The sequence below is a fragment of the Pseudomonas sp. TH21 genome, from assembly GCF_016651025.1.
GTDB classification, from domain to species: Bacteria; Pseudomonadota; Gammaproteobacteria; order Pseudomonadales; family Pseudomonadaceae; genus Aquipseudomonas; species Aquipseudomonas aylmerensis.
Genome location: NZ_JAEKEQ010000001.1, coordinates 162,608 through 185,722, shown reverse-complemented (window position 1 = coordinate 185,722; position 23,115 = coordinate 162,608). Strand labels below are relative to the sequence as shown.

Genomic DNA, 23,115 nt, shown 5'->3' with positions numbered 1-23,115 from the left:
GGTCCGTCTAAGGAAAAGGCCCAACGACATGCGCATTCTCATCACCGGCGGTGCAGGATTTATCGGCTCTGCCCTGATCCGCCACCTGATTCAACATACCGAGCACGAAGTGCTCAACTTGGACAAACTCACTTACGCCGGCAATCTCGAGTCGCTGACCAGCATCGCATCGAACAGCCGCTACGAATTCGTCCAGGCCGACATCATCGACCAAGCCGCTATCAGCGCGGTACTGACACGTTTTGAGCCCCAGGCGATCATGCACCTGGCGGCGGAGTCCCATGTCGACCGCTCGATTGACGGGCCGTCGGATTTTATCCAGACCAATATCGTTGGCACCTACAGCCTGTTGGAGGCCGCGCGCGCGTATTGGCTCACGCTGGCCGAGCCTGCCCAGAGCGTCTTTCGTTTCCATCACATTTCCACCGACGAGGTGTACGGCGACTTGCATGGCGTGGACGATCTGTTCACCGAAACCACGCCTTACGCCCCCAGCTCGCCATACTCGGCGAGCAAGGCGGCATCCGATCACCTGGTGCGCGCATGGCACCGCACCTACGGCCTACCGGTGTTGTTGACCAATTGTTCAAACAATTATGGGCCCTTCCACTTCCCCGAAAAGCTTATCCCGCTGGTGATTCTCAACGCCCTCGCAGGGAAGCCATTACCCGTCTATGGTGATGGTTTGCAGGTGCGCGACTGGCTGTTCGTCGAAGACCATGCACGCGCCTTGCTAAAAGTGGTCACCGAGGGCGCAGTCGGCGAAACCTACAATATTGGCGGCCATAACGAGCAAAAAAACATCGACGTGGTACGAGGTATCTGCGCACTGCTGGAAGAGCTGGCACCACAGCGCCCTGCCAATGTCGAAAAATTTATCGACCTGATCACGTTCGTCAAAGATCGTCCAGGCCATGATCAACGCTATGCGATCGACGCCCGCAAGATCGAACGCGAACTGGGCTGGGTTCCCGAAGAAACTTTCGACACCGGCCTGCGCAAAACTGTGCAGTGGTACCTGGACAATCTGGAATGGTGCCGCAGGGTCCAGGATGGCAGTTATCAGGGTGAACGATTGGGCAATACCAACATGAAGGATCTGATTGCATGATGAAAGGAATCGTATTGGCGGGTGGCTCCGGAACGCGCCTGCACCCGATTACCCTGGGTGTGTCCAAGCAACTGCTGCCGGTGTATGACAAGCCGATGATCTACTACCCGATCTCGGTACTGATGCTGGCGGGGATCAGGGACATTCTGGTGATCTCCACCCCTGTGGATTTACCGCAATACCGCAATTTGCTGGGCGATGGCAGCCAATTCGGTGTGCGCTTCACCTACGCGGAGCAACCGTCGCCGGACGGCTTGGCCCAGGCGTTTATCATTGGTGAAGAGTTTATCGGTGATGATCCGGTTTGCCTGATCCTGGGCGACAACATTTTCCACGGCCAGTATTTCGGCGAGCAGTTGCGTGCTGCGGCCAAACGGCCGTCCGGCGCTACGGTGTTTGGCTATTGGGTCAAAGACCCCGAGCGATTCGGCGTGATCGACTTCGACACAGAAGGCCGCGCGCTGTCCATCGAAGAGAAGCCCCTCAAGCCGAAGTCGCCTTACGCGGTGACCGGTCTTTATTTTTATGACAACGATGTGATCGAGATTGCCAAGGCAGTGAAACCCTCACACCGTGGCGAGCTGGAGATTACTGACGTCAACAACGCCTACCTCAAGCGCGGCGACCTGCATGTGGAACGCTTCGGCCGAGGGTTTGCCTGGCTGGATACAGGCACCCATGACAGCTTGCTCGAAGCCTCGCTTTACGTGCAAACCATTGAACATCGCCAGGGCTTGAAAGTGGCGTGCCTGGAAGAAATTGCTTACCAGAACCGCTGGATTAATCGTGAGTATTTGCTGGAAAGAGCCAGATATTTTGGCAAGACCGGCTATGGTCAATACTTGTTTACCCTCGCAGGGGATAATCCATATGAATGTATCCGCCACTGAGTTGCCCGGTGTCTTGATCATCGAGCCGAAGGTTTTTGGCGATGAACGCGGTTTTTTCTATGAGAGTTTCAATGCCCGGGATTTTGCGCTAGCCACCGGGCTACAACAGCAATTTGTGCAGGACAACCACTCACGTTCGCAGAGAGGCGTGTTGCGCGGCCTGCACTATCAAGTCGAACACGCACAGGGAAAATTGGTGCGTGTGACCGCAGGCGAGGTGTTGGATGTGGCGGTGGATATCCGCCAGAGCTCACCCGCGTTCGGCAAATGGGCGGGGGTCAGGCTATCGGCCAATAACAGCCGCCAGCTGTGGATTCCGCCAGGGTTCGCGCATGGGTTCGTGGTGCTCAGCGACTACGCCGAATTCCTCTACAAGACAACCGACTACTACACGCCTTCAGCCGAACGCTGTATTCGTTGGGACGATCCGGAACTCAATATCGACTGGCAACTCAGCGGCGCTCCGACCCTGTCCGCCAAAGATCAGAGCGGTAAAAGCCTCAAAGACGCGGATCTATTCCCATGACCCCGCGTTTAAAAATCCTCATCACCGGCCAACACGGCCAAGTCTCCCTGGCGCTGCAACAGCGGCTGCAGGATCTCGGCGAACTCATCGTGCTGGGCCGCGATCAGCTCGACCTGGCTGACGTCGACCAGATCCGCCAGCAGGTCCGTGCCCAGCGTCCCGACCTGATCATCAATGCCGCGGCCCACACTGCGGTCGATCAAGCCGAAAGCGAAGCAGACGTCGCCTTCGCCATCAACGCGATTGCCCCCGGCGTCCTCGCCGAGGAAGCCGAGGCCCTGGGCATCCCGTTGATCCACTACTCCACCGACTACGTGTTTGACGGCAACAAACCCTCGCCCTACACCGAAGCCGACACACCGACCCCCCTGGGCGTCTACGGCCAGAGCAAGCTGGCGGGTGAGCAGGCGATTGCCGCCGTGGGGGGTGAGTACCTGATCCTGCGCACCAGTTGGGTCTACTCCAACCACGGCAAGAATTTCCTGCTGACCATGCAACGCCTGCTGCAGGAAAAACCGCACCTGCGTATCGTCGCCGACCAGATCGGTGCGCCGACCTGGGCCGGCACGATTGCCAACAGCACCCGTGCCTTGATTGACCGCTGGCAGGCCGGCAAGGCCGGTGAATGGGGGGTCTACCACCTGACCGCCCAGGGCGAGACCTCTTGGTTCGGCTTCGCCGCGGCGATCGCCGAGCAGCTGCGCGCCGGCGGCACAGCCTGCGCCGAACTGGAAGCGATTCCCTCCAGCGCCTACCCGACGCCCGCCAAGCGCCCGCTGAACTCACGCCTGGATTGCAGTCGCCTGCAGCAACAATGGCAGGTCAGCCAGCCACAGTGGCAAGACGCATTGCGCGAGTGTCTTGCAAGGCAGCACTAGGCATAATGCGCCTGTACCCACAGGCGCACGACTCCCATGAACCCACCCCTTCCGCGAAGACCCCGCTGGCGCAGCCTCGCCCTGCTGGCGTTGTGCCTGGCGCCGCTGCTGTGGCCGCTGGAGCACTTGGCCGAGCGCTATTACCGCAGTGAACTGGCCGGGCAGAACCGCCAGACCCTCGACCTGTACGTGGCCAACCTGCTCGGCACGCTGCATCGCTATGAAGTGCTGCCGCAGATTCTCGGTGACTTGCCGGCCCTGCGCACGGCCCTGGATGCGCCGCAGGTGAGCACCAACCTGGTCAACGCCAACCTGTTGCTCAAGGACGTCGCGGCCCAGGCCGGGGTGGAAGTGATGTACCTGATGGACACCACCGGCAAGACCCTCGCCGCGTCTAACTGGGACAAACAAGACAGTTTCGTCGGCCGCAATTTCTCCTTCCGCCCCTACTTCAGCGAAGCCATGGCCGGGCGCCTGGGGCGCTTCTTCGGGCTGGGCACCACCTCGGCCAAACGCGGTTACTTCTTCGCCGCCGCCGTGCGCGATGGCGCCACCATCATCGGCGTGCTGGTGGTCAAGGTCGACCTGGACCACACCGAGAGCCTGTGGGGCAATACCCCGGAACAACTGCTGGTCACCGACCACAATGGCGTGGTGATCCTGACCTCGCGCCCGCAATGGCGCTTCCGTGCCACTCGGCCACTGACCGCCGAAGAACGCCAGGCCATCATCGCCATCCAGCCCTACCCGACTCGCGACCCGCAGCCATTGGCACTGAGCTCCACGGCGTGGCTGCGCCAATCCACAGCCATCGCCGAGACCGGCTGGAACGTGGAGATCCTGGCGCCGCGCTCGCTGATCAACCGCCCGGTGCGCACAGTGGTTGCGGTGGGGGGCGCCACGCTGCTGGTGTTGATGCTGCTGCTCGGCCTGATGATGCAGCGCCGCCGCCACTATCTGGACCGCATTGCCTTCGAAGCCAAGGCCCGTCGTGAGCTGGAAATGCGCGTGGTCGAGCGGACCAGCGACCTCGAAGGCCTCAACCGCCGCTTGAAGCAGGAAGTGCTCGAACGCGAACACGCCCAGCAGGAACTGGTGCGCGCCCAGGATGACCTGGTGCAGGCCGGCAAACTGTCGGCTTTGGGCACCATGTCGGCGAGCATCAGCCACGAACTCAATCAGCCCCTGGCGGCGATCCGCAGCTACGCGGAAAACGCCGAGATCCTGCTCGACCACGAGCGCACCAGTGATGCGCGGGGCAACCTCAAGCTGATCAGCGAACTGACCGGGCGCATGGCCTCGATCATCGCGCACCTGCGCGCCTTTGCCCGCCGCGACCGCCATGCGCCAGAAAGCGTGGCGCTGCAGCCGGCGCTGGACGACGCGCTGGCCTTGCTGGCCAAGCGGCGGCGGTCGATGGAAGTCGAGTTGATCCGCGATTTGCCGGAAGCGACCCTGTGGGTGCAGGCCGGCGAAACCCGCTTGCGCCAGGTACTGGGCAACCTGCTGGCCAATGCCCTCGACGCCCTCACCGAAAAAGGCCCGCCGCGCAAGCTCTGGCTGAGTGCCCAAACCACCGAACAGGGCGTCAACCTGTACATTCGCGACAACGGCCCGGGCTTTTGCATGGAAGCCCTGGGCCGCGCCAGCGAGCCGTTCTACACCACCAAGACGCGCACTCAAGGCCTGGGGCTGGGGCTGGCAATCTGTGACACCCTGATGCGTGCCTTTGGCGGCGAGCTGCTGTTCGCCAACCACAAGGAAGGCGGCGCGCTGTTAACCTTGAAATTGCGTGCCGGCTCGCCGGGCGTCAGTCTGCAACCGTCCGAGGACCGTAGTGTATGAGTATCGATAACCAGATTCAGGTGGTGTTGATCGACGACGATCCACACTTGCGTCAGGCCCTGTGCCAGACCCTGGACCTGGCCGGGCTGAAAGTCCTGACGCTGGGCGAAGCCACCGGCCTTACCGCACGCCTGTCCCGCGATTGGCCGGGCGTGGTGGTCAGCGACATCCGCATGCCCGGCATGGATGGCCTGGAGCTGCTGGCCGAACTGCACGGCCAGGACGCGGAGCTGCCGGTATTGCTGATCACCGGCCACGGCGACGTGCCGCTGGCAGTGCAGGCCATGCGCGCCGGCGCCTATGACTTCCTGGAAAAACCCTTCGCCAGCGACGCCCTGCTCGACAGCGTGCGCCGCGCCCTGGCCCTGCGCCGCCTGGTGCTGGACAATCGCAGCCTGCGCCTGGCCCTGAGTGATCGCCAGCAATTGAGCACGCGGCTGGTCGGCCACTCCCCGCAAATGCTGCGCCTGCGCGAGCAGATCGGCGCATTGGCGGCGACCAAGGCCGATGTACTGATCCTCGGTGAAACCGGCGCCGGCAAGGAAGTGGTCGCGCGCGCCTTGCATGACTTGTCGAGCCGACGCAGCGGGCCGTTTGTGGCGATCAACGCCGGCGCCCTGGCTGAGTCGGTGGTCGAAAGCGAGCTGTTCGGCCATGAACCGGGCGCCTTTACCGGCGCGCAGAAGCGGCGTATCGGCAAGTTCGAATTCGCCAACGGCGGCACGCTGTTCCTCGACGAAATCGAAAGCATGAGCCTGGATGTACAGGTCAAGCTGCTGCGCCTGTTGCAGGAGCGTGTGGTCGAGCGCCTGGGCGGCAATCAGCTGATTCCACTGGATATCCGCATCATCGCCGCCACCAAGGAAGACCTGCGCCAGTCCGCCGACCAGGGCCGCTTCCGGGCCGACTTGTACTACCGCCTCAACGTCGCGCCGTTGCGCATCCCGCCGCTGCGCGAGCGCGGTGAAGATGCGCTGATGCTGTTCCAGCACTTTGCCGACGAAGCCAGCAGCCGCCACGGCCTGCCGCTGCACGCGCTGCAACCGGGCCAACGCGCGCTGCTGCTGCGCCACAGCTGGCCGGGCAATGTCCGCGAACTGCAGAACGCTGCCGAGCGCTTTGCCCTGGGCCTGGAGCTGGCGCTGGACAACACGCCGGACAATCCGGCGGCCGGTGTACTGACCTCCACTCCTGGAGGCTTGAGCGAGCAAGTCGAACAGTTCGAGAAGAGCCTGATCGCAGCCGAACTCACACGCCCCCACAGCTCCCTGCGCAGCCTCGCCGAAGCCCTGGGTGTGCCGCGCAAGACCCTGCACGACAAGCTGCGTAAACACGGCCTGAACTTCGCCGACAGCGGCAACCACAGTACCGACGACGAATGACCCCGCCCACCCATCAAGAGGCACCCATGAGCCGCGACAGCCGTTACCTGGAATCCATCCTTCACCACGACATTCCCCTCACCCGGGAAATGGGCCTCAAGGTGCTCGACTGGCAACACGGCCAATTGCAGCTGCACCTGCCCCTGCAGGCCAATATCAACCACAAGAGCACCATGTTCGGCGGCAGCCTGTATTGCGGCGCGGTGTTGGCGGGTTGGGGTTGGCTGCACCTGCAGCTGCGCGAGGAAGGCATTGAAGACGGGCATATCGTGATCCAGGAAGGGCAGATCAGCTATCCGCTGCCGGTGACGCAGGATGCGACGGTGATGTGCGCAGCGCCGGAAGAGAAGGTGTGGAAGCGCTTTCTCGCCACCTATAAGCGTTATGGCCGAGCGCGTTTGACCCTGGAGACATGGATTGTGAATGAGGGCAGTGAGGCGCGCGCGGTGGCGTTTACTGGCCATTACGTCCTGCACCGCTAAAAGCACCAGCGTGGAAGCGGCCTAGCCTGAATCCGCGCCCGACGCAGTTCCCATGTGGGAGCGGGCTTGCCCGCGAAGGCGGTGGATCAGCCAACATGTTCGGTGACTGGCATACCGCTTTCGCGGGCAAGCCCGCTCCCACATTGGGGGATGCGTCGTCCATTGCTGCGGCGCAAGGCCCGGCAATTTCAACCGCACAGCCAAACGCGAAGCTTCACACCGATCAAAAATGTGGGAGCGGGCTTGCCCGCGAAGGCGGTGGATCAGCCAACATGTTCAGTGACTGGCATACCGCTTTCGCGGGCAAGCCCGCTCCCACATTGGGGGATGCGTCGTCCGCTCTTGCGGTGCACCCCGGCAATTCCAACCGCGCGGCCAAACGCGAAGCTTCACACCGATCAAAAATGTGGGAGCGGGCTTGCCCGCGAAGGCGGTGGATCAGAACCGGCTAAGCTGGCTGACCCACCGCAATCGCCTCCAAGGTGGCGCAGTTCGAATGTGGGAGCCAGCTCCCACATTAAATCCCCAACCGACTCAGGAACGCGCCAGGGTGAGCAGTCGGTCCCGCCAGGCGGCCTTGGCTGGCAATGCCAGGAAGAATGGGTTCAACAATGAGGCCCGCGCCGGGTAGCTGAACGGCTCGCCGCTCAACTCCACTACCTCACCGCCCGCCCCTTCGAGCACGCCCTGGGCGGCTGCGGTATCCCACTGCGACGTTGGCGCCAGGCGCGGATAGCAATCGGCGCTGCCCTCGGCCAACAGGCAGAACTTCAACGAGCTGCCGATATTGGCCAGCTTCAAGGCGCCCAAGCCTTCGCTCAAGCCGTCCAGCAAACGCTCCTGCTCGGGGCTGGTATGCCGACGGCTGGCCACGACGGTGAAGGACTCGCCCACGGCCGGCGACTCGCGCACTTGGATCTGCTTGGGGGCTTCGTTGACATCCGAGCGCCACGCACCGAGGCCCGCGCCACCAAAGTAACAACGGCCACTGGTAGGCATGGACACTACGCCAAACACCACGCGGCCCTGTTCGATCAACGCCACGTTGACGGTAAATTCCTCGCTGCCGGCGATAAACTCCTTGGTGCCATCCAACGGATCCACCAGCCACCAGCGCTGCCAACCAGCGCGCACGCTCTGGTCAATATCGGCATCCTCTTCGGACAGCACCGGAATGCTCGGGTCCAGGGCCGTGAGGCCGGCGAGGATCAGGTGATGGGCGGCCAGGTCTGCCGCCGTCACTGGCGAATCATCGGCCTTGGACGTCACCGCCACATCCGCGCGCCAATACGGCAGGATCACTTCACCCGCCTGGCGAGCCAGCTCAATCACCGGGGCGATAAACGGATGGCCTAAAAACAGTTCGCTCATGCGATAAACGCTCCACGCTGAATCAACAAATCTCGTACCAGATACAGCGCGGCCAGGGCGCGGCCTTCGCTGAATTGCTCGTTCTGCGCCAGTTGCGACAGCTCGTGCAGGTTGACCCTGTCCACGCGCATTGGTTCGGGCTCATCGCCCTCCAGGCGTTCTTCGTAGAGATCAGTGGCCAGCACCACCTGGATCTTCTGGCTCATATAGCCAGGCGACAGCGACAGCTCGGTCAGATGCTCCAGCTGACGTGCACCGTAGCCCGCTTCTTCCTTGAGCTCGCGGTCCGCCGCCGCCAGCACATCCTCACCGGGCTCGATCAAGCCCTTGGGCAACGACAATTCATACTCGTCCGTGCCGCCGCAGTACTCTTCCACCAGCAACGCGTGCTCGTCGTCGATCATCGCCACGATCATCACCGCGCCATAACCGGCGCCGCGGCCTACCAGGCGCTCGTAGGTCCGTTCCACGCCGTTGGAAAAGCGCAATTGCACTTCCTCCACGCGGAACAAACGGCTACTGGCGACTATTTCGCGGGCGAGGACGGTGGGTTTCTGGCGCATAAGCGGCTCCTTGGCGTGATCGGGTTACTATACCGTGGCTTTTCCGATTGTCTGTGTCGGATATCTTTACTTACATGAGACCACTCCATGCCCTCTCTGCCCTGGCACGCCATCGACACCGTCCTGCTGGACATGGACGGCACACTGCTCGACCTGCATTTCGACAACCACTTCTGGATGGAACACCTGCCCCAGCGTTACGCCGAGCTGCACGGGGTGAGCCGGGCCATGGCCGAGATGGAATTGCAGCCGCTGTTCGAGCGTAACGCCGGACAGTTGCAATGGTATTGCCTGGATTTCTGGAGCACCGAGCTGAATATCCCGGTGCGCGAGCTCAAGCTGGAAACCGCCCACCTGATCGCCCTGCGTCCGGATGCCGACACGTTCCTGGCGGCGATCAAACAGGCCGGCAAGCGGGTGATCCTGATCACCAATGCTCATCGTGACTCGCTGTCGTTGAAGCTGGAACGCATTGAACTGGCGCCGTATTTCGAGCGATTGATCAGCTCCCACGACTACGGCTTCGCCAAGGAAAACCCGCAGTTCTGGGACGCCCTGCAAGCCGACATTGCCTTCGACCCGGCGCGCAGCCTGTTTATCGACGACACCTTGCCGATCCTGCGCAGCGCCCGTGCGTTTGGCGTGGGGCATTTGCTGGCAGTGAAGGAGCCGGATAGCCAGAAGGGGCCGAAGGACACGGCTGAATTTGCAGCAGTCGGGGATTACCGCGACCTCATTGTCGGACTCTGAACCATGTGGGAGGGGGCAAGCCCCCGATAGCGGTGGATCAGTCACCTTGATATCGACTGACACTCCGCTATCGGGGGCAAGCCCCCTCCCACATTTTTACGTTGTGTATTACTCAGGAATACGCAGCGTCTGCCCTGGGTAGATTTTGTCCGGATGCGACAACAGCGGCTTGTTGGCCTCGAAAATCTTGTTGTACTGGTTGGCGTTGCCATACACCGCCAAGGAAATCGCGCTGAGGGTGTCGCCCTTTTTCACCACGACGAAACGGGCTGCCGCCACGGCAGGACCGGGAACTGTAATCTGGTCCTCGACGCTGGCAACACCGGCGATATTGCCCGCTGCCAGGATAATTTTTTCTTTCTCCTCCTGCGTCGCTACCTCGCCGGAAATCGTGACCTTGTCACCCTCGACGGTAGCGTGAACGTTAGGGTTACCCAACCCGACATCCTCGATATGCTTTTTCAAATCTTCACCAGCGTTGGCATTGCCTGGTGTCAGCAGCTTGACCAGCTTCTCGCCGGCCTCCTTAACAAAGCTAAAAAGACTCATGGTGCGCTCTCCTTGGTAGTTGATGTCCAGATGCTCAAGACTAGACCAGTCCGACGGATTTGGGTTCCGGCCCGGCCACAGACCCAAACGCGCTAGAATCCCCCCGCCATTGGAATAAGCCCTGGAGCGAAGATGGACATCAAGCAACTCAAATTCCTCATCGCCCTCGACGAGACCCGTCACTTCGGCCAGGCGGCCGCGCGCTGCCACATCACGCAGCCGACCTTGTCGATGCGCCTGCGCAGCCTGGAAGAAGAGCTGGATTTGCCACTGGTCAATCGCGGCCAGCGCTTCGAAGGCTTTACCGCGCCTGGCGAACGCGTGTTGGCGTGGGCACGTACGGTGCTGGCGGCCTACGACGGCTTGCAGGCCGAAGCCGCGGCCTGTCGCGGCAACCTCGTCGGTACGTTGCGCCTGGGTGTGGTGCCGCTCTCGAGCTTCGATCCCCTGGCCTTGATGCAACAATTGCACAAGGAGCACCCGAGCCTGCGCTTCGAACTCTCGGCGCTCAGTTCCGAACAGATCCTCGAACAGCTGGCGAGCAATCGCCTGGACCTTGGCGTGTCGTACTTGGAGCGCCTCGACACCGAGCGCTTCGACTCCTTTGCCCTCGGTGAAACCCGCATGGGCCTGCTCTACGACCAGCGCTATTTCAGCTTCGGCGACACGCCGTTGAGCTGGGAGGCCCTGACCGAGCTGCCTCTGGGCATGCTCACCAGTGGCATGCACTTTCGTCAGTCCATCGACCATAACTTCCACAGCCGAAACCTGAACCCGCAGCCGCTGCTGCAGACCGACGCCGTCCACCAATTGTTACAAGCTGTGCACGGCGGCCTGTGTTGCGCCGTAATGCCACTGGATGGCGGCCTGGACGCACTCACCGAGCATCTACGCCTGCAACCGATCGAAGACGCTCACACCCTGGCACGCCTGGGGCTGATCATGCGCCGCAGCGCGCCACGCTCAGCGCTGGCGGAAGCGTGTTTCGCGCTGTACCAGAAATCGCAAACAACGCCTTGATCGACGTCATCTATCGGTAGATCAGTACTGGCAATTAGACGCGACGCTTTGTCGCGCCTAGTCTAAACACTGATCAATCCGTCGGTGGTACAGCCCCATGAACGCCAAGCGCCCAGTCTGCGCGGCGCCCGCTCTTGAAACACCCGCGCCCGCCGCCAGCCAGAGCTATCAGTTTTGCAACCTCGAACACACTGAAGTCGCCCGCACAGCGTTGGCGGAAGAAGTGGCGTTGGCGATTGCCTATAACGACATCAGCCAGGCGGTCATGCTGGTCACGCCGACGGATTTGGAAGACTTTATTGTTGGATTCAGTGTCGGCAGCGGCATTATCGCGGACGTTAGCGACATTTATGATCTGAAACTCAGCGGTTCGGGTTCAGCCCAATACGCCCAGGTGCAAATCTCCAGCCGCGCCTTCTGGAACCTCAAGCAGCAGCGCCGCCAATTGGCCGGCACCAGCGGCTGCGGCCTGTGCGGCGTAGAAGCGGTAGAACAGGCACTGCCAGACCTGCAAGTGCTGCCAGGCGCGCCCTTGCCGCCTGCCGAATGGCTCGACGGCCTGCGCCAGCGCATCAGTGCGTTCCAGCCGCTGGGCCAATACAGCGGCGCCGTGCACGCGGCAGTGTTCATGAACAACCAGGGCGAACTGCTGATGGGTCGTGAGGACATCGGCCGGCATAACGCCCTCGACAAGTTGATCGGCGCACTGATCCGCCAAAAGATTCCGACTGACGGTGGACTGGCGATTGTCACCAGCCGTTGCAGTCTCGAACTGATCCAGAAAGTCCTGCGCGCGGGCATCCAGACCCTCGTCAGCTTGTCATCGCCCACCGGCCTCGCCCTGCAATGGGCGCGCCGGCACAACCTCAATCTCATCCACCTGCCGCAGAAAAGCGCGCCGCGGGTCTATAGCCCTGCGATGGAGTACCAGCCATGAGCAATCATCACCAAGCCGACCAAACCCCGACCCCGCGCTACAAGCCTTACAAAGGCCCGGCTGGCGGCTGGGGTGCATTGATCAGCGTGGCGCAGGCGTGGCTGACCAGCGACAACGCGCTGAAAAACATCCGCATGATGCTCAAGACCAACCAGAACGGTGGCTTCGACTGCCCGGGCTGCGCCTGGGGCGACTCGCCGGAAAGCGGCATGGTCAAGTTCTGCGAAAACGGCGCCAAGGCGGTGAACTGGGAAGCCACCAAGCGCCGCGTCGACGCTGCATTCTTCGCCAAGCACAGCGTGACTGCGCTGCTGGAGCAGAGCGACTACTGGCTGGAATATCAAGGCCGCCTGACCGAGCCGGTCAGCTATGACGCCGAGACCGACCGCTACAAGCCCATCAGTTGGGAGGCGGCATTCGACCTGATCGGCAAACATCTCAATGCGCTGCCCAGCCCGGACATGGCCGAGTTCTACACCTCGGGCCGCGCCAGCAACGAAGCGGCGTATTTGTACCAGCTGTTCGTGCGCGCCTACGGCACCAACAACTTCCCGGATTGCTCAAACATGTGCCACGAGGCCAGTGGCGTGGCCCTGGCGCAAAGTGTGGGCGTCGGCAAAGGCACCGTGACCTTTGACGACTTCGAACATGCCGATGCGATTTTCGTCTGGGGCCAGAACCCCGGCACCAACCACCCGCGCATGCTTGAACCGCTGCGCGAAGCGGTTAAGCGCGGCGCACAGGTGGTGTGTATCAACCCACTCAAAGAGCGCGGCCTGGAACGCTTCCAGCACCCGCAACACCCGCTGGAAATGCTCACCAACGGTGACAAGCCGACCAACACCGCCTACTTCCGCCCGGCGCTGGGGGGCGACATGGCCATCCTGCGCGGCATGGCCAAGTTCCTGCTGCTGTGGGAACGCCAGGCCCAGGCCGAAGGCAAGGAAGCGGTGTTCGATCACGACTTCCTCAACGAACACACGGCCAACGTGCTCGACTACCTCGGCCAGATCGACGACACCTCCTGGGATGAAATCGTCGCGCAGTCCGGCCTGACGCTGGTCGAGATCGAGCAAGCAGCGCGCATGTACGCCAAGGGCAAGAACGTGATCATGTGCTGGGCGATGGGCATCACCCAACATCGCCACTCAGTCCCGACCATCCAGGAAATCGCCAACCTGATGCTGCTGCGCGGCAACATTGGCCGTCCTGGCGCCGGCCTGTGCCCGGTACGTGGGCACAGCAACGTGCAGGGCGACCGCACCATGGGCATCAACGAACGCCCACCGGTGGCATTCCTCGATTCCCTGGAGCGCCGCTTCCAGTTCCAGGTGCCACGCACCAACGGCCACAACGTGGTGGAAGCGATTCACGCGATGCTCGAGGGTCGCTCCAAGGTGTTTATCGGCCTGGGCGGTAACTTCGCCCAAGCCACGCCGGACAGCCCGCGCACCTTCGAGGCCCTGCGCAATTGCGACCTGACCGTGCAGATCAGCACCAAGCTCAACCGCAGCCACCTGACCCACGGTAAAGACGCACTGATCCTGCCGTGCCTGGGCCGCACCGACATCGACATCCAGGCCGAAGGCCCGCAGGCGGTGACGGTGGAAGACTCGTTCAGCATGGTCCACGACTCCAACGGCCAGTTGCAGCCGCTGTCGAAGCTGATGAAGTCGGAACCGGCCATCCTCGCCGGTATCGCCGCCGCGACGCTGGGCAGCAAACCGGTAGACTGGAATTGGCTGGTGGCGGACTACAGCCGTATTCGCGACCTGATCGCCGACACCATCCCGGGCTTCAAGGATTTCAACGAACGCCTGAAACACCCGGGTGGTTTCTACCTGGGCAACTCCGCCGGTGCACGCCGCTGGAACACGCCGTCGGGCCGCGCCAACTTCCGCCCGAATATCCTGCCGAAAGACCTGATCCACGAACGCACCCACGCCACAGGCCGCGTGCCGGACCTGATCATGCAGTCGATGCGCTCCCACGATCAGTACAACACCACCATTTATGGCCTGGACGACCGCTATCGCGGGGTGAAGGGCCAGCGTGACGTGTTGTTCGTCAACGAAGCCGACATTATCCGCCTGGGCTTCAAGCCGGGGCAGAAGGCCGACATCGTGTCGCTGTGGGAAGACGGCCGCGAGCGCCGCGTGAAAGGCTTCACCCTGCTGGCGTTCGATATCCCCGCCGGGCAGGCAGCGGCCTACTATCCAGAAGTGAACCCACTGGTGCCGCTGGAAAGCACCGGCGATGGCAGCCACACGCCAACCTCGAAATTCGTAGCGATTTGCCTGGAAGCGGCGAGCGACAGTGGCTTGATCATGGCCCGCTCAGCCTGACACACGGCGCAAGCCCGCGTGCTGTGACAGGACACCATGCTGTGTCCTGCCGGCTTGTTGCTGTGTCCAGCTGACCTGTTGCTGTCTCTAGCGGCCTCGTCACTGCGGCAAGCCGACTTATTTTTGTGGCGAGCGGGCTTGCCCCGCGTTGGGCTGCGCAGCAGCCCCAATAACAGCAACGCACAGTCCAGTCAGCCCACATTCACCTGGTCTCGGGACCGCTTCACAACCCAACGCGGGACAAGCCCGCCCACCCCATTACAAAGCACTCTAGAGCCCAAATCGCGGGCATAAAAAAGGCCGCTTTTGCATAAAAGCGGCCGTTCCGAAGTAACTAGAGACTCGCAAAAATTACTTAAGTTCCCCATACAAAACAGCAACTTAGCAAATTGTATACAACCCATACCACTGGTCGGTTTTCGATTGTCAGTGCCTCGATACAACCTCAGGATCGCGCCGTCATCCTCTTGAGGTCTCTCTATGAAGTTCTCCTCGATTCTCTTGTTGTCCCTTGGCCTGGTCAGTGGCGCAGCCATGGCCGGTGGCACCACCGAAGCCGGTGTGGGCGGCGCATTGGGCGGGGTACTCGGTTCAGTTGTAGGCCAGCAGATCGGCGGTAACACCGGTTCGGCCATCGGCGCAGCCCTCGGCGGCGCGGGCGGCAGTGCGGTCGGTGCCGACAAACGCAGCCGTGGCGAAGCCGCCATTGGCGGCGCCCTGGGCGCAGCCGGCGGTAACGTCGTGGGCCGCAGCATGGGCGGCAACACCGGCAGCCTGATCGGCGCAGCCGCCGGCGGTGGCGGAGGTGGCGCACTGGGTAACTACATGGGCAACAAGAGCGATGATGACGATCGTCGCTCCCGTGGGCGTGATAACCGTCGTTATGACCGTGATGACCATCGCGGCCGTGGCCATGCGTACGGGCATCGCAAGAACAAGCATCACTACCATCATCGGTAATTCAGCGACCTGAAGGACTCACCAGTCCACTGCGGGAGCTGGCTTGCCTGCGATAGCGTTGGATCAGGCTGACCGCCTGGCACCCAACCATCACGGGCAAGCCGGCGCCGACATAAATGGCGTCACACCACCAACCGCTGCAGCGCCTCGCGCAGCGTCCCCGGAATGGCCACCGGCTGGTTCGTCCCGCGATCGACAAACACATGCACAAAGCGCCCCGCTGCACAGGCGTCTTCTTCGCCAGCCTTGAACACCGCCAACTCGTACTGCACTGAGCTGTTGCCCAACTTGCCCACGCGCAGGCCAATGTCGATACGGTCCGGAAAGGCAATCGAGGCAAAGTAATCGCACGCCGAACTCACCACAAACCCCACGACCTCACCCTCATGAATATCCAACCCGCCCTGCTCGATCAGGTAGGTATTCACCGCGGTGTCGAAGAAGCTGTAGTAGGTCACGTTGTTCACATGGCCATACACATCGTTGTCGTGCCAGCGCGTGATGATCGGCTGGAAGTGACGGTAATCAGCGCGTTGCGGCATTGACTCAGGCATGGGCAGGTCTCACTGAAAGTGGATTTACAAGTCATTCAGATGGGCTTGGGCCCACTCACGCACATCGGCGTAGGGGTAGTCCTCCAGCGCAGCAAAACCGGGAATGCCCCGCGCCTTCAGCTTGGTAAACAGCGGCACGCTGATGCCGCCCAGGAACCGCGTCAGCCGCTCGGCGCCGGGCAGTTGGCCGGTATGTTCATGATGCCTGTGGATAAAGTCACCGCACAGGCCCATGAAGTTTTTATCCACAAGCGGCGGCAAACTGGGCGGTGCTGGCAGATGCGCCACGTCACCGTGGCAGACCGAACAATGTCCGCAACGCTGGGGCGCTTGTTCATCCCCGAAATACTGCGCCAGGCGCTGGCCGAGGCACTGTTCGGTGGCGAACAGATCAAGCATGGCGTGAATCCGCGCCACCTCTCCCACCTCGTGCTGCTTGAAGCCTGTGTATAACTCGGCGCTCAGCGCCTGTGGGTCAAAATCGATATTGAGCAGGCTGTAGACCTCGGTCATCTGTTTGCTTTCCAGCTCGATCAGACCTTGTTCCTGGAAGTAATCCAGCGCCTTCACCACCCGATTGCGCTCGGCATTGTGCTGTTGATAAAGCGCGTCAAAATCCACGGTAGCCCAGGTTCTCGCGCGCTTGCACACCTGGACAATCGCCGCGACAAACTGCTGCCGCTCGCCGGAAAATCGTGCGAGCAACGCCTCCGGTTCAATCAGGTACTTGAAGCGGTACTCGGCATAAAACGCATAGCGCGGCGCGATCACGCCCCTGAGCTCCAATTGCACCAGCAGGGTCTTCAGGGGCAGCTCGCGGATATTGCTGTGGTCCGACAGTGAGCGCAGCAGAAACTCCCATTGCCCCTCACTGCGCGCGGCCTGCAACTCCTCCAGTACACGGCGAATACCGTCCTGCTCGGGGGTATCGCCGTACACGAAGTTCTCCAGCACGTTGAGGCTGTCGCGGTTAGCCAGCACCAGGCAGTCGGAGGACTGCCCATCACGCCCGGCACGACCGATTTCCTGGCTGTAGTTCTCGATGGATTTGGGCAGGTCGAAGTGCACCACATTGCGGATATCACTCTTGTCGATGCCCATGCCAAACGCGATGGTGGCGACAATGCAATTGGAGCGCCCACTCATGAATCGCTGCTGGATACCTTCGCGTTTATCGTTGGGTAAACCGGCGTGGTACGCCTCGGCCTGGATGCCATTACGATTCAGATGCTCGGCGATCTGCTCGGCGGTTTTCTGCAAGGTCACGTAGACGATGCTCGGCTGATCGGCGCGCTCGGCCATCCACTGCACCAACCGCCGACGCTTGTCGGCGCCGGCTACCGGCTCAACCAGCAGGTTGAGGTTGGGTCGGTAGAAGCCCGTGGTGACCACATCCTGGGGCGCGATGGCGAACTTGGCCTGCATGTCGGCAATCACCTTGGGCGTGGCCGTCGCGGTCAGCAGCAGCGCCTGTGGGATATTGAACTGACGCTGGTAGTCCGGCAGCTTGAGGTAGTCCGGACGGAAGTTATGGCCCCACTCGGAAATACAGTGCGCTTCATCCACCACCAGCAGCGAGATCTGCACGCTCTGCAGGAAGTTGCGAAAGCGCTCGTTCTTCAGGCGCTCCACGGAAATCATCAGGATTTTCAACTCGCCCGAACGCGCGCGTGCCATCACATCATTGGCGTCATCGCGGCTTTGCGCCGAGTCGATGCTGCCCGCGCAAATACCGTGGCGCTGCAGGAAACCCAGTTGGTCCTGCATCAACGCCAACAACGGCGACACTACCAGCGTCAGGTGCGGCAGCAATACCGCAGGCAGCTGGTAACACAGGGACTTGCCCGACCCGGTAGGGAAAATGGCTGCGGCCGAACGGCCGGCCAGTACGGCGCTGACCGTTTGTTCCTGGCCTAAACGAAACTGTGGATAACCAAAGACCTGCTGGAGGGTGTCGTGCATTCGCTGTCACTCCATTGACCGCTGAGTTGGCTCAAAAACATAGCCCGAAAATTTCAGCGAATCGAGAAAGGTCGCATGGAAAAAAGAGACAGGATGATACACAGACTGAGGGATGGCCCAGGGCCGAAGTGGGATTTTTCCCGGGGTTTTGTAAGAACATCACAAACCAAAAGTGGGAGTTAGCTTGCCCGCGAAGACGGTGTGTCAGTCGATAGAGCACTGACTGATAAACCGCCTTCGCGAGCAAGCCCGCTCCCACATTTTTAGCGCTGTATTACGCCTGAATCAGCGGTTCTGCACGCGCTCGATCGCCGTGTCGTACACCGGGTTGGCCTTCTGCTCCTTGGCCAACTGGTAGTGACGCAACGCATCCGGGAACTGCCCCGCCGCTTCGTAGATCCGCGCGATGTTGTAGTAAGCACCGGCACGCACGGTGGCGGCATTCGCGCCGGTCGCCAGGGCGATGGCCTTGCGGTTGGCCCAGATCGACTCGGCGGTATTGCCAGCCTTCTGATACGCCAGGCCCAGGTTGCCGTAGGCCTTGCCGAAGCCGTTGTCCAATTCGATAGCCTGGCGGAACAGGTCAATCGCCTGGTCCAGCTTGCCAGCCTGGTAGGCCGCTTCACCTTGCACGTTCAGACGTTTCGCATCGGTCTGTGCGGAAGAGCTGACAGCCACCGCCGTGACCGCCACGCTGTCATCCAGCAGGGGTTTGACTTCATTGAGCACGTTCGCGGCATTCACCGTGACACCGCTGAAGGTGTTGATGTCCTGGAAGTCGCCGCTGCCGGTCATGCGGAAGACTGTCCACAGGTTGCCACTGCGGTTTTGCGGCACGTAGTAAGTGCGCACCAGCGATTGGCCCATGTACACAAACACCTTGGCTTCGCTGTTGGACAACTGGCGCGAACCTGGATTGCCGCGATTGGTGAAGTCATGCACAGCGTAGACGTAACTTTCGCCGTAGTGCTTTTTCTGCAGAGTGATGGTTTCCGGGCCATAACTGTCGACGTCATCCACGTCCAGCTCGGCGTCGGTGCCCGTCTTGTTCTCGAAGTAAATATTGTTGCCCGGGAAGATCATGTGGGAGTCGAGGTCTTCCGGGTTTTTGCCCCAGGTCAGCACGACGCGCAGGCCGTCGAGGTTTTCCATCACGGGGCTAATGGCGTAGGTCATGCCTGCGCATGGGCACTTGACCACCAGGTTGGAGTAGCCGGGCCTCTTGATGATCAGCAGGTTGCTGGCATCGTCAGCGGCTTCGCTGGTCAGCGTCACCTGGCCCTGGGCATTGGTGCGGCCCACGACGTTCTGTGCGCCGTTGCGCTGCAACAGCACTTCGGCATCGGCGATTTTCTGGTCCTTGACGACCGCGCTGAGCACCTCGATCGGCAACTGCGCAGCCTGGATGGAAAAGGCCACTGCACACAAAGACATCGCCGAGGCGACACGAAGCAAACCCATGCTTAACTCCCTTTAAGTAGTGGGCGGAATTGCCCTACAAGATTTTGCGGTGAAACATACGCTGAATTCAGCCCGCCGGAGGATTTTTTGTACAGAATGTGACGTGGTTTATATCCCGCCTGGCGACGCAAGCATTGCGCTACAATCAAACCTTGCTACCCAGGAGTACGCTGCGATGAGCGAACTGACGTTTGAGCAAAAACAGGATCATTACCACAAGATCCGCCGTTCCAATTACTTGGCCAGCCTGCGTCTGGAAGGGTTTGACACCCAACCGACCGACGTCGACAAGCCCCTGCCGACCCGCGAGGCCGTGCTCGCCAAGTACCGCACTAATTCGCGCTGATGCTCGACAAATACGGGGTGGGCCAGGATCCTTACTGCTATCCCGGTAGCAGTGTCCTGCGCAACCGCCTCGATTTGCTCGACGAAGCTGACCTGCACCAGGCCGAGCGCGAACTGTCCGAAATCGCCGTAGGCAACCTCCCCCTCTTTCCCCCGCCCTACGACCTCGAACGCTTGCAACACATCCACCGCACGCTGTTCAGTGACCTCTACGAGTGGGCTGGCGAGCTGCGCAGCGTCAATCTCCAGAAAGGCGACACCCTGTTCTGCACCCCGGAACGCATTCCACCAGAAGCCGCGAAAATCATCCGGCATATGAAGGACGCGAACTGGTTCGTCGGCGTGAGCCAGGCTGAGCTGGTGAGCAAGATCGCCGAGGCCTATGGCGACCTCAACGTTATCCACCCCTTCCGTGAGGGCAACGGCCGGGCGCAGCGGATTCTGTTTGAACAGATCATCGTGAATGCGGGATTTTCGGTGAATTGGTGGCTGGTGAAACACGCGGCGTGGGTACCGGCGAATATTGACGCAGTGGCGTGTGATTATCGGGGGCTGGAGGCGATTTTTGAGCGGTGTATCAATCGGCCTGGCAGTGCTTGAGCGAACCGCGCACACTTAAACTATCTGTTTATTGTCGAAAACCAACTCAGTTCTAAGGTTCGCGGTGTCGCCGCCAAATCAGCGACTGGGTTTGGTCACCCGAAAAACAGCACACATAAGTTTACTTACTATTCGAACGTCTTTCGTCTCGTATAGCAGTGCTATGGCGGTTGTGGGGGGACGCTTTCGGACGTGCCGGAGTGCTGTTTCCGGCTGGCCAACCCGCGCGCAGTCCGCCGCCCATCAACGCATTCGCGCTGCCACCGACTTGCTGGAAACCTTCTCCCGCCGGACATTCGAACACGCCGACCTCAACGGCATTTCCCACATCACCAATGTCCTGTAGCTGCTAGTCCAGGACGGCTGTGATTTGCTGGAAGCACGTAGCATGTTCAACTGCAACCTCAACAGCCATACACCTCAGCTGTAACCTTTTGTAGGAGCGAGCTTGCTGGCGAAGATCGTCAAAAGTCACGCGGTGTATCTGGAATTACGCGGCGTACCCGAGCTCTTCGCTAGCAAGTTCACTACAACAACTGAACGTTCTAACAATGGAAAATCTCTGCCGAGCTAAAAATCTCGGAAAGCCCTGTAAGAAACCTCCAAATGTCGTGCCATCCCCTTCCGAAACTGCTTAAAACTCCTGCCCGCCCCCCTACAAAACTCACCTTTCTCTGACTGAAACTAACGCCCTTTCAACAGCTCCCGGCATATATCCGTGAATATCGAAAGGACTCAATACAATGGCCACTACGGCGTCACCTTCACGGTGCTGCGTCTTATCGTCTCGCCTTCCAATCACCTTGCAATGGCAAACCTCTGCTTGCTGGAAGCAGGTATTTCTGCAAACGAGGTGCGCCGAAAACTCGTAGATCTCTACAGAAAAATGCTCGCTCGCGATTTGCCTTGCAGGATGACTGTGGCCATCTCCAAACCGCTGACCCGGCAACAGGCTGAATTACTCAACATTCGTGGGGAGATCGTTGCAGGATTAATCAGCGGCGCCGTGTCAGCACCAATGAGCCTGGCATCGCCTGCGGCGGGGCTCGCCGCTGGAGCCGCTGCAGGCCTGACGATTAAAGGGATCATTCGTAGCTATCACGCTGGTGATGTGGTTATCGGCCTCGACGCACAGGTAAACGGCGGAATTGGTCCTCAGCGATCACTGTCGGCCATGGTCCGGCAATTCCAGGGTGGCTAATGCAATGAATGAATACATTCAGTGGATCAACCTGCTTCTCCTTCTCGTACTGGCTGGAATTGTCGACAGAACAATAAAGCGCCCCTTACTCAGAAGATGGCTTGGATTCTACTTCCTGGTAGCCGGCCCAGCGCTCTTACTGTATGCCACCTCTTGGATCAGAGAGGCACAGCTTGAAAGCCTACCGATAATCGCCTTCGTGACAGGCATCGGGTTATTGAGCACCCAAAATATATATTGCAGGGCTAAAACCCATCACCCCTTATTCATCGCCCCAACCTTGAACCTTGCGCCCGACTTCCCTGATGACCCGCTCATGCTCCATCTCCTGCAAATTTTGCATGAAGGCATTGGCCTGCCCAAACACAAAACCGTCACCCTCGACACATCAGTCAACCATGACCTCGGGTGTAACAGTGCCGAAGCCAAGCAATTGATGGCACTACTGAAGCTTGAGTTCGGCATGAGGCTAGGGGACTACAACGACAAACGCTACTTCAAGCGTCGAGGCTTTGACGCGTATTTGCGATATGTGGAAAAAGGCAGCGAGGGAAAGCGCCCTTTAACCATTGGCATGCTCTACCACGCTGTTAAAGCCAAGTCCTGGGATACCCAGGCACTCGAGACGAAGGGGTATCAGAAACCGTGAATGTCTACCTGCAAGCAATGTGCTTCCTCGGTTTCTACCTGGTACTTCACTATCAAATTAACGACCGCACCCTCAGAAAGCGCTTCGCACTCACATTCCTCACAGCAGGCCTTCTTTTGACGCTCCTTCTACCCTATGTGCAAGTGATCCTCAGATTGCCCTTTCTACCTGTCTTCCTATTCTTGATAGGCTTGGCACTCTTTATCACCCGAAACACACACCGCTCCCAACGCAACCATTCCCGTCACCCATTCCTGCGTGCTCCCACCATGAACCTCGCGCCCAACTTCCCCGAAGATCCCGTCATGCGGCAACTCCTGCAACTGCTGCACGAGGAGATCGGACTGCCGAAACACAAGACCCTTCGCCTGCAGACCTCACTCAACTTCGACCTGGGCTGCGACGGCAGTGAGGCCAAGCAACTCATGGAAGCACTGGAGCAGGAATTTGCCCTCGACCTGGGCGACTACGACACTTATCGTTACTTCAACCCGCCGGTGTTTGATGTGTTTCTCAAGCGTCGGGCCAAGGGCCGTGGTGAGAAAGTGCCGCTGACCATCGGCATGCTCTACCTGGCCATCAAAACCAACAGCTGGGACACGCAGACCCTGGAAAACCTGAGCTAGTCCCAAGAGCACCGAACATCAAATGTGGGAGCGGGCTTGCTCGCGAATGCGCTGGGTCAGGTAGAGTATTTCTCACTGATACACCCCATTCGCGAGCAAGCCCATTCC

23 protein-coding genes are annotated in these 23,115 nt (G+C 60.5%); 17 read left to right on the top strand and 6 right to left on the bottom strand.

All coding sequences use genetic code 11. The annotated features are described in order from the left end of the window. Window positions 1-28: 28 nt before the first annotated feature. Genes rfbB through JFU04_RS00765 form a run of 7 tightly spaced genes read left to right on the top strand, consistent with a single transcriptional unit; the run spans window position 29 to window position 7,114 of the window. Entirely contained in the window at window positions 29-1,111 is a 1,083-nt protein-coding gene (gene rfbB / locus JFU04_RS00795; RefSeq protein WP_201143342.1) for a dTDP-glucose 4,6-dehydratase, read from the top strand. Then, window positions 1,108-2,001 (top strand): glucose-1-phosphate thymidylyltransferase RfbA, encoded by an 894-nt coding sequence (gene rfbA, locus JFU04_RS00790; protein WP_201143341.1) that lies wholly within the window; start codon window positions 1,108-1,110, stop codon window positions 1,999-2,001. Before rfbB ends, rfbA begins: the two co-directional genes overlap by 4 nt. After that, a complete protein-coding gene (gene rfbC, locus JFU04_RS00785) occupies window positions 1,982-2,527 on the top strand; it encodes a dTDP-4-dehydrorhamnose 3,5-epimerase (RefSeq protein WP_201143340.1) in 546 nt (181 codons plus the stop codon). Before rfbA ends, rfbC begins: the two co-directional genes overlap by 20 nt. Further along, the gene (gene rfbD / locus JFU04_RS00780) at window positions 2,524-3,405 is read left to right on the top strand and encodes a dTDP-4-dehydrorhamnose reductase (RefSeq protein WP_201143339.1); all 882 of its coding nucleotides are present in this window, start codon (window positions 2,524-2,526) and stop codon (window positions 3,403-3,405) included. Before rfbC ends, rfbD begins: the two co-directional genes overlap by 4 nt. 36 nt (window positions 3,406-3,441) lie before the next feature. Beyond that, window positions 3,442-5,250: a sensor histidine kinase gene (locus JFU04_RS00775; protein WP_106805432.1), complete on the top strand. Its 1,809-nt coding sequence runs from the start codon at window positions 3,442-3,444 to the stop codon at window positions 5,248-5,250. Further along, complete coding sequence (locus tag JFU04_RS00770; protein WP_201143338.1) at window positions 5,247-6,632, top strand: sigma-54-dependent transcriptional regulator; 1,386 nt, start codon at window positions 5,247-5,249, stop codon at window positions 6,630-6,632. Before JFU04_RS00775 ends, JFU04_RS00770 begins: the two co-directional genes overlap by 4 nt. A 26-nt stretch (window positions 6,633-6,658) precedes the next feature. Then, the gene (locus JFU04_RS00765; RefSeq protein ID WP_201143337.1) at window positions 6,659-7,114 is read left to right on the top strand and encodes a YiiD C-terminal domain-containing protein; all 456 of its coding nucleotides are present in this window, start codon (window positions 6,659-6,661) and stop codon (window positions 7,112-7,114) included. A gap of 534 nt (window positions 7,115-7,648) precedes the next feature. On the opposite strand, the gene cysQ is transcribed toward JFU04_RS00765, so the two are convergent. Both cysQ and nudE read right to left on the bottom strand, forming a co-directional pair. Next, window positions 7,649-8,485 (bottom strand): 3'(2'),5'-bisphosphate nucleotidase CysQ, encoded by an 837-nt coding sequence (cysQ, locus tag JFU04_RS00760; RefSeq protein WP_201143336.1) that lies wholly within the window; start codon window positions 8,483-8,485, stop codon window positions 7,649-7,651. Further along, window positions 8,482-9,048, bottom strand: coding sequence for an ADP compounds hydrolase NudE (gene nudE, locus JFU04_RS00755; RefSeq protein WP_065899618.1), 567 nt, complete (start codon window positions 9,046-9,048; stop codon window positions 8,482-8,484). Before nudE ends, cysQ begins: the two co-directional genes overlap by 4 nt. Before the next feature lie 87 nt (window positions 9,049-9,135). On the opposite strand from nudE, the gene yrfG reads away from it, so the two are divergent. Then, window positions 9,136-9,798 carry a GMP/IMP nucleotidase gene (yrfG, locus tag JFU04_RS00750; protein WP_120447393.1) on the top strand — a complete coding sequence of 221 codons (663 nt, stop codon included), beginning with the start codon at window positions 9,136-9,138 and terminating at the stop codon, window positions 9,796-9,798. A 108-nt stretch (window positions 9,799-9,906) separates the two neighbouring features. On the opposite strand, the gene lysM is transcribed toward yrfG, so the two are convergent. After that, window positions 9,907-10,347 (bottom strand): peptidoglycan-binding protein LysM, encoded by a 441-nt coding sequence (gene lysM / locus JFU04_RS00745; protein WP_106805436.1) that lies wholly within the window; start codon window positions 10,345-10,347, stop codon window positions 9,907-9,909. Between the two features lie 132 nt (window positions 10,348-10,479). Between lysM and JFU04_RS00740 the strand changes: the two genes are divergently transcribed. The 4 genes from JFU04_RS00740 (at window position 10,480) to JFU04_RS00725 (ending at window position 15,609) form a co-directional block, all read left to right on the top strand. Further along, entirely contained in the window at window positions 10,480-11,367 is an 888-nt protein-coding gene (locus JFU04_RS00740) for a LysR family transcriptional regulator (RefSeq protein ID WP_065899615.1), read from the top strand. Window positions 11,368-11,464: 97 nt separating this feature from the next. Beyond that, on the top strand, window positions 11,465-12,304 hold the full coding sequence (gene fdhD / locus JFU04_RS00735) for a formate dehydrogenase accessory sulfurtransferase FdhD (protein WP_120447392.1): 840 nt from the start codon (window positions 11,465-11,467) through the stop codon (window positions 12,302-12,304). Continuing rightward, window positions 12,301-14,649, top strand: a complete 2,349-nt coding sequence (locus JFU04_RS00730; protein ID WP_065899613.1) for an FdhF/YdeP family oxidoreductase — start codon at window positions 12,301-12,303, stop codon at window positions 14,647-14,649. Before fdhD ends, JFU04_RS00730 begins: the two co-directional genes overlap by 4 nt. Window positions 14,650-15,129: 480 nt before the next feature. Beyond that, window positions 15,130-15,609, top strand: coding sequence for a glycine zipper domain-containing protein (locus tag JFU04_RS00725; protein ID WP_201143335.1), 480 nt, complete (start codon window positions 15,130-15,132; stop codon window positions 15,607-15,609). A 122-nt stretch (window positions 15,610-15,731) separates the two neighbouring features. Here JFU04_RS00725 and JFU04_RS00720 read toward each other — a convergent pair whose 3' ends face one another. The 3 genes from JFU04_RS00720 to JFU04_RS00710 all read right to left on the bottom strand — a co-directional run bounded on the left by JFU04_RS00720 (window position 15,732) and on the right by JFU04_RS00710 (window position 19,586). After that, window positions 15,732-16,163, bottom strand: coding sequence for an acyl-CoA thioesterase (locus tag JFU04_RS00720; protein WP_065899611.1), 432 nt, complete (start codon window positions 16,161-16,163; stop codon window positions 15,732-15,734). Between the two features lie 24 nt (window positions 16,164-16,187). Then, entirely contained in the window at window positions 16,188-18,125 is a 1,938-nt protein-coding gene (locus tag JFU04_RS00715; RefSeq protein WP_201143334.1) for a RecQ family ATP-dependent DNA helicase, read from the bottom strand. Between the two features lie 285 nt (window positions 18,126-18,410). Beyond that, complete coding sequence (locus JFU04_RS00710) at window positions 18,411-19,586, bottom strand: tetratricopeptide repeat protein (RefSeq protein WP_201143333.1); 1,176 nt, start codon at window positions 19,584-19,586, stop codon at window positions 18,411-18,413. A gap of 175 nt (window positions 19,587-19,761) precedes the next feature. Here JFU04_RS00710 and JFU04_RS00705 point away from each other — a divergent pair, with 175 nt between their 5' ends. The 5 genes from JFU04_RS00705 (at window position 19,762) to JFU04_RS00685 (ending at window position 23,007) form a co-directional block, all read left to right on the top strand. Further along, entirely contained in the window at window positions 19,762-19,932 is a 171-nt protein-coding gene (locus JFU04_RS00705; protein WP_201143332.1) for a YhfG family protein, read from the top strand. Next, on the top strand, window positions 19,932-20,531 hold the full coding sequence (locus tag JFU04_RS00700) for a putative adenosine monophosphate-protein transferase Fic (RefSeq protein WP_201143331.1): 600 nt from the start codon (window positions 19,932-19,934) through the stop codon (window positions 20,529-20,531). The genes JFU04_RS00705 and JFU04_RS00700 overlap by 1 nt, the downstream gene beginning before the upstream one ends. A gap of 718 nt (window positions 20,532-21,249) precedes the next feature. Beyond that, window positions 21,250-21,732, top strand: a complete 483-nt coding sequence (locus tag JFU04_RS00695; protein WP_201143330.1) for a hypothetical protein — start codon at window positions 21,250-21,252, stop codon at window positions 21,730-21,732. Between the two features lie 4 nt (window positions 21,733-21,736). Next, window positions 21,737-22,381 (top strand): DUF1493 family protein, encoded by a 645-nt coding sequence (locus JFU04_RS00690; protein ID WP_201143329.1) that lies wholly within the window; start codon window positions 21,737-21,739, stop codon window positions 22,379-22,381. Window positions 22,382-22,650: 269 nt separating this feature from the next. Then, entirely contained in the window at window positions 22,651-23,007 is a 357-nt protein-coding gene (locus JFU04_RS00685; protein WP_065899606.1) for a DUF1493 family protein, read from the top strand. The last annotated feature ends 108 nt before the right edge of the window (window positions 23,008-23,115 follow it).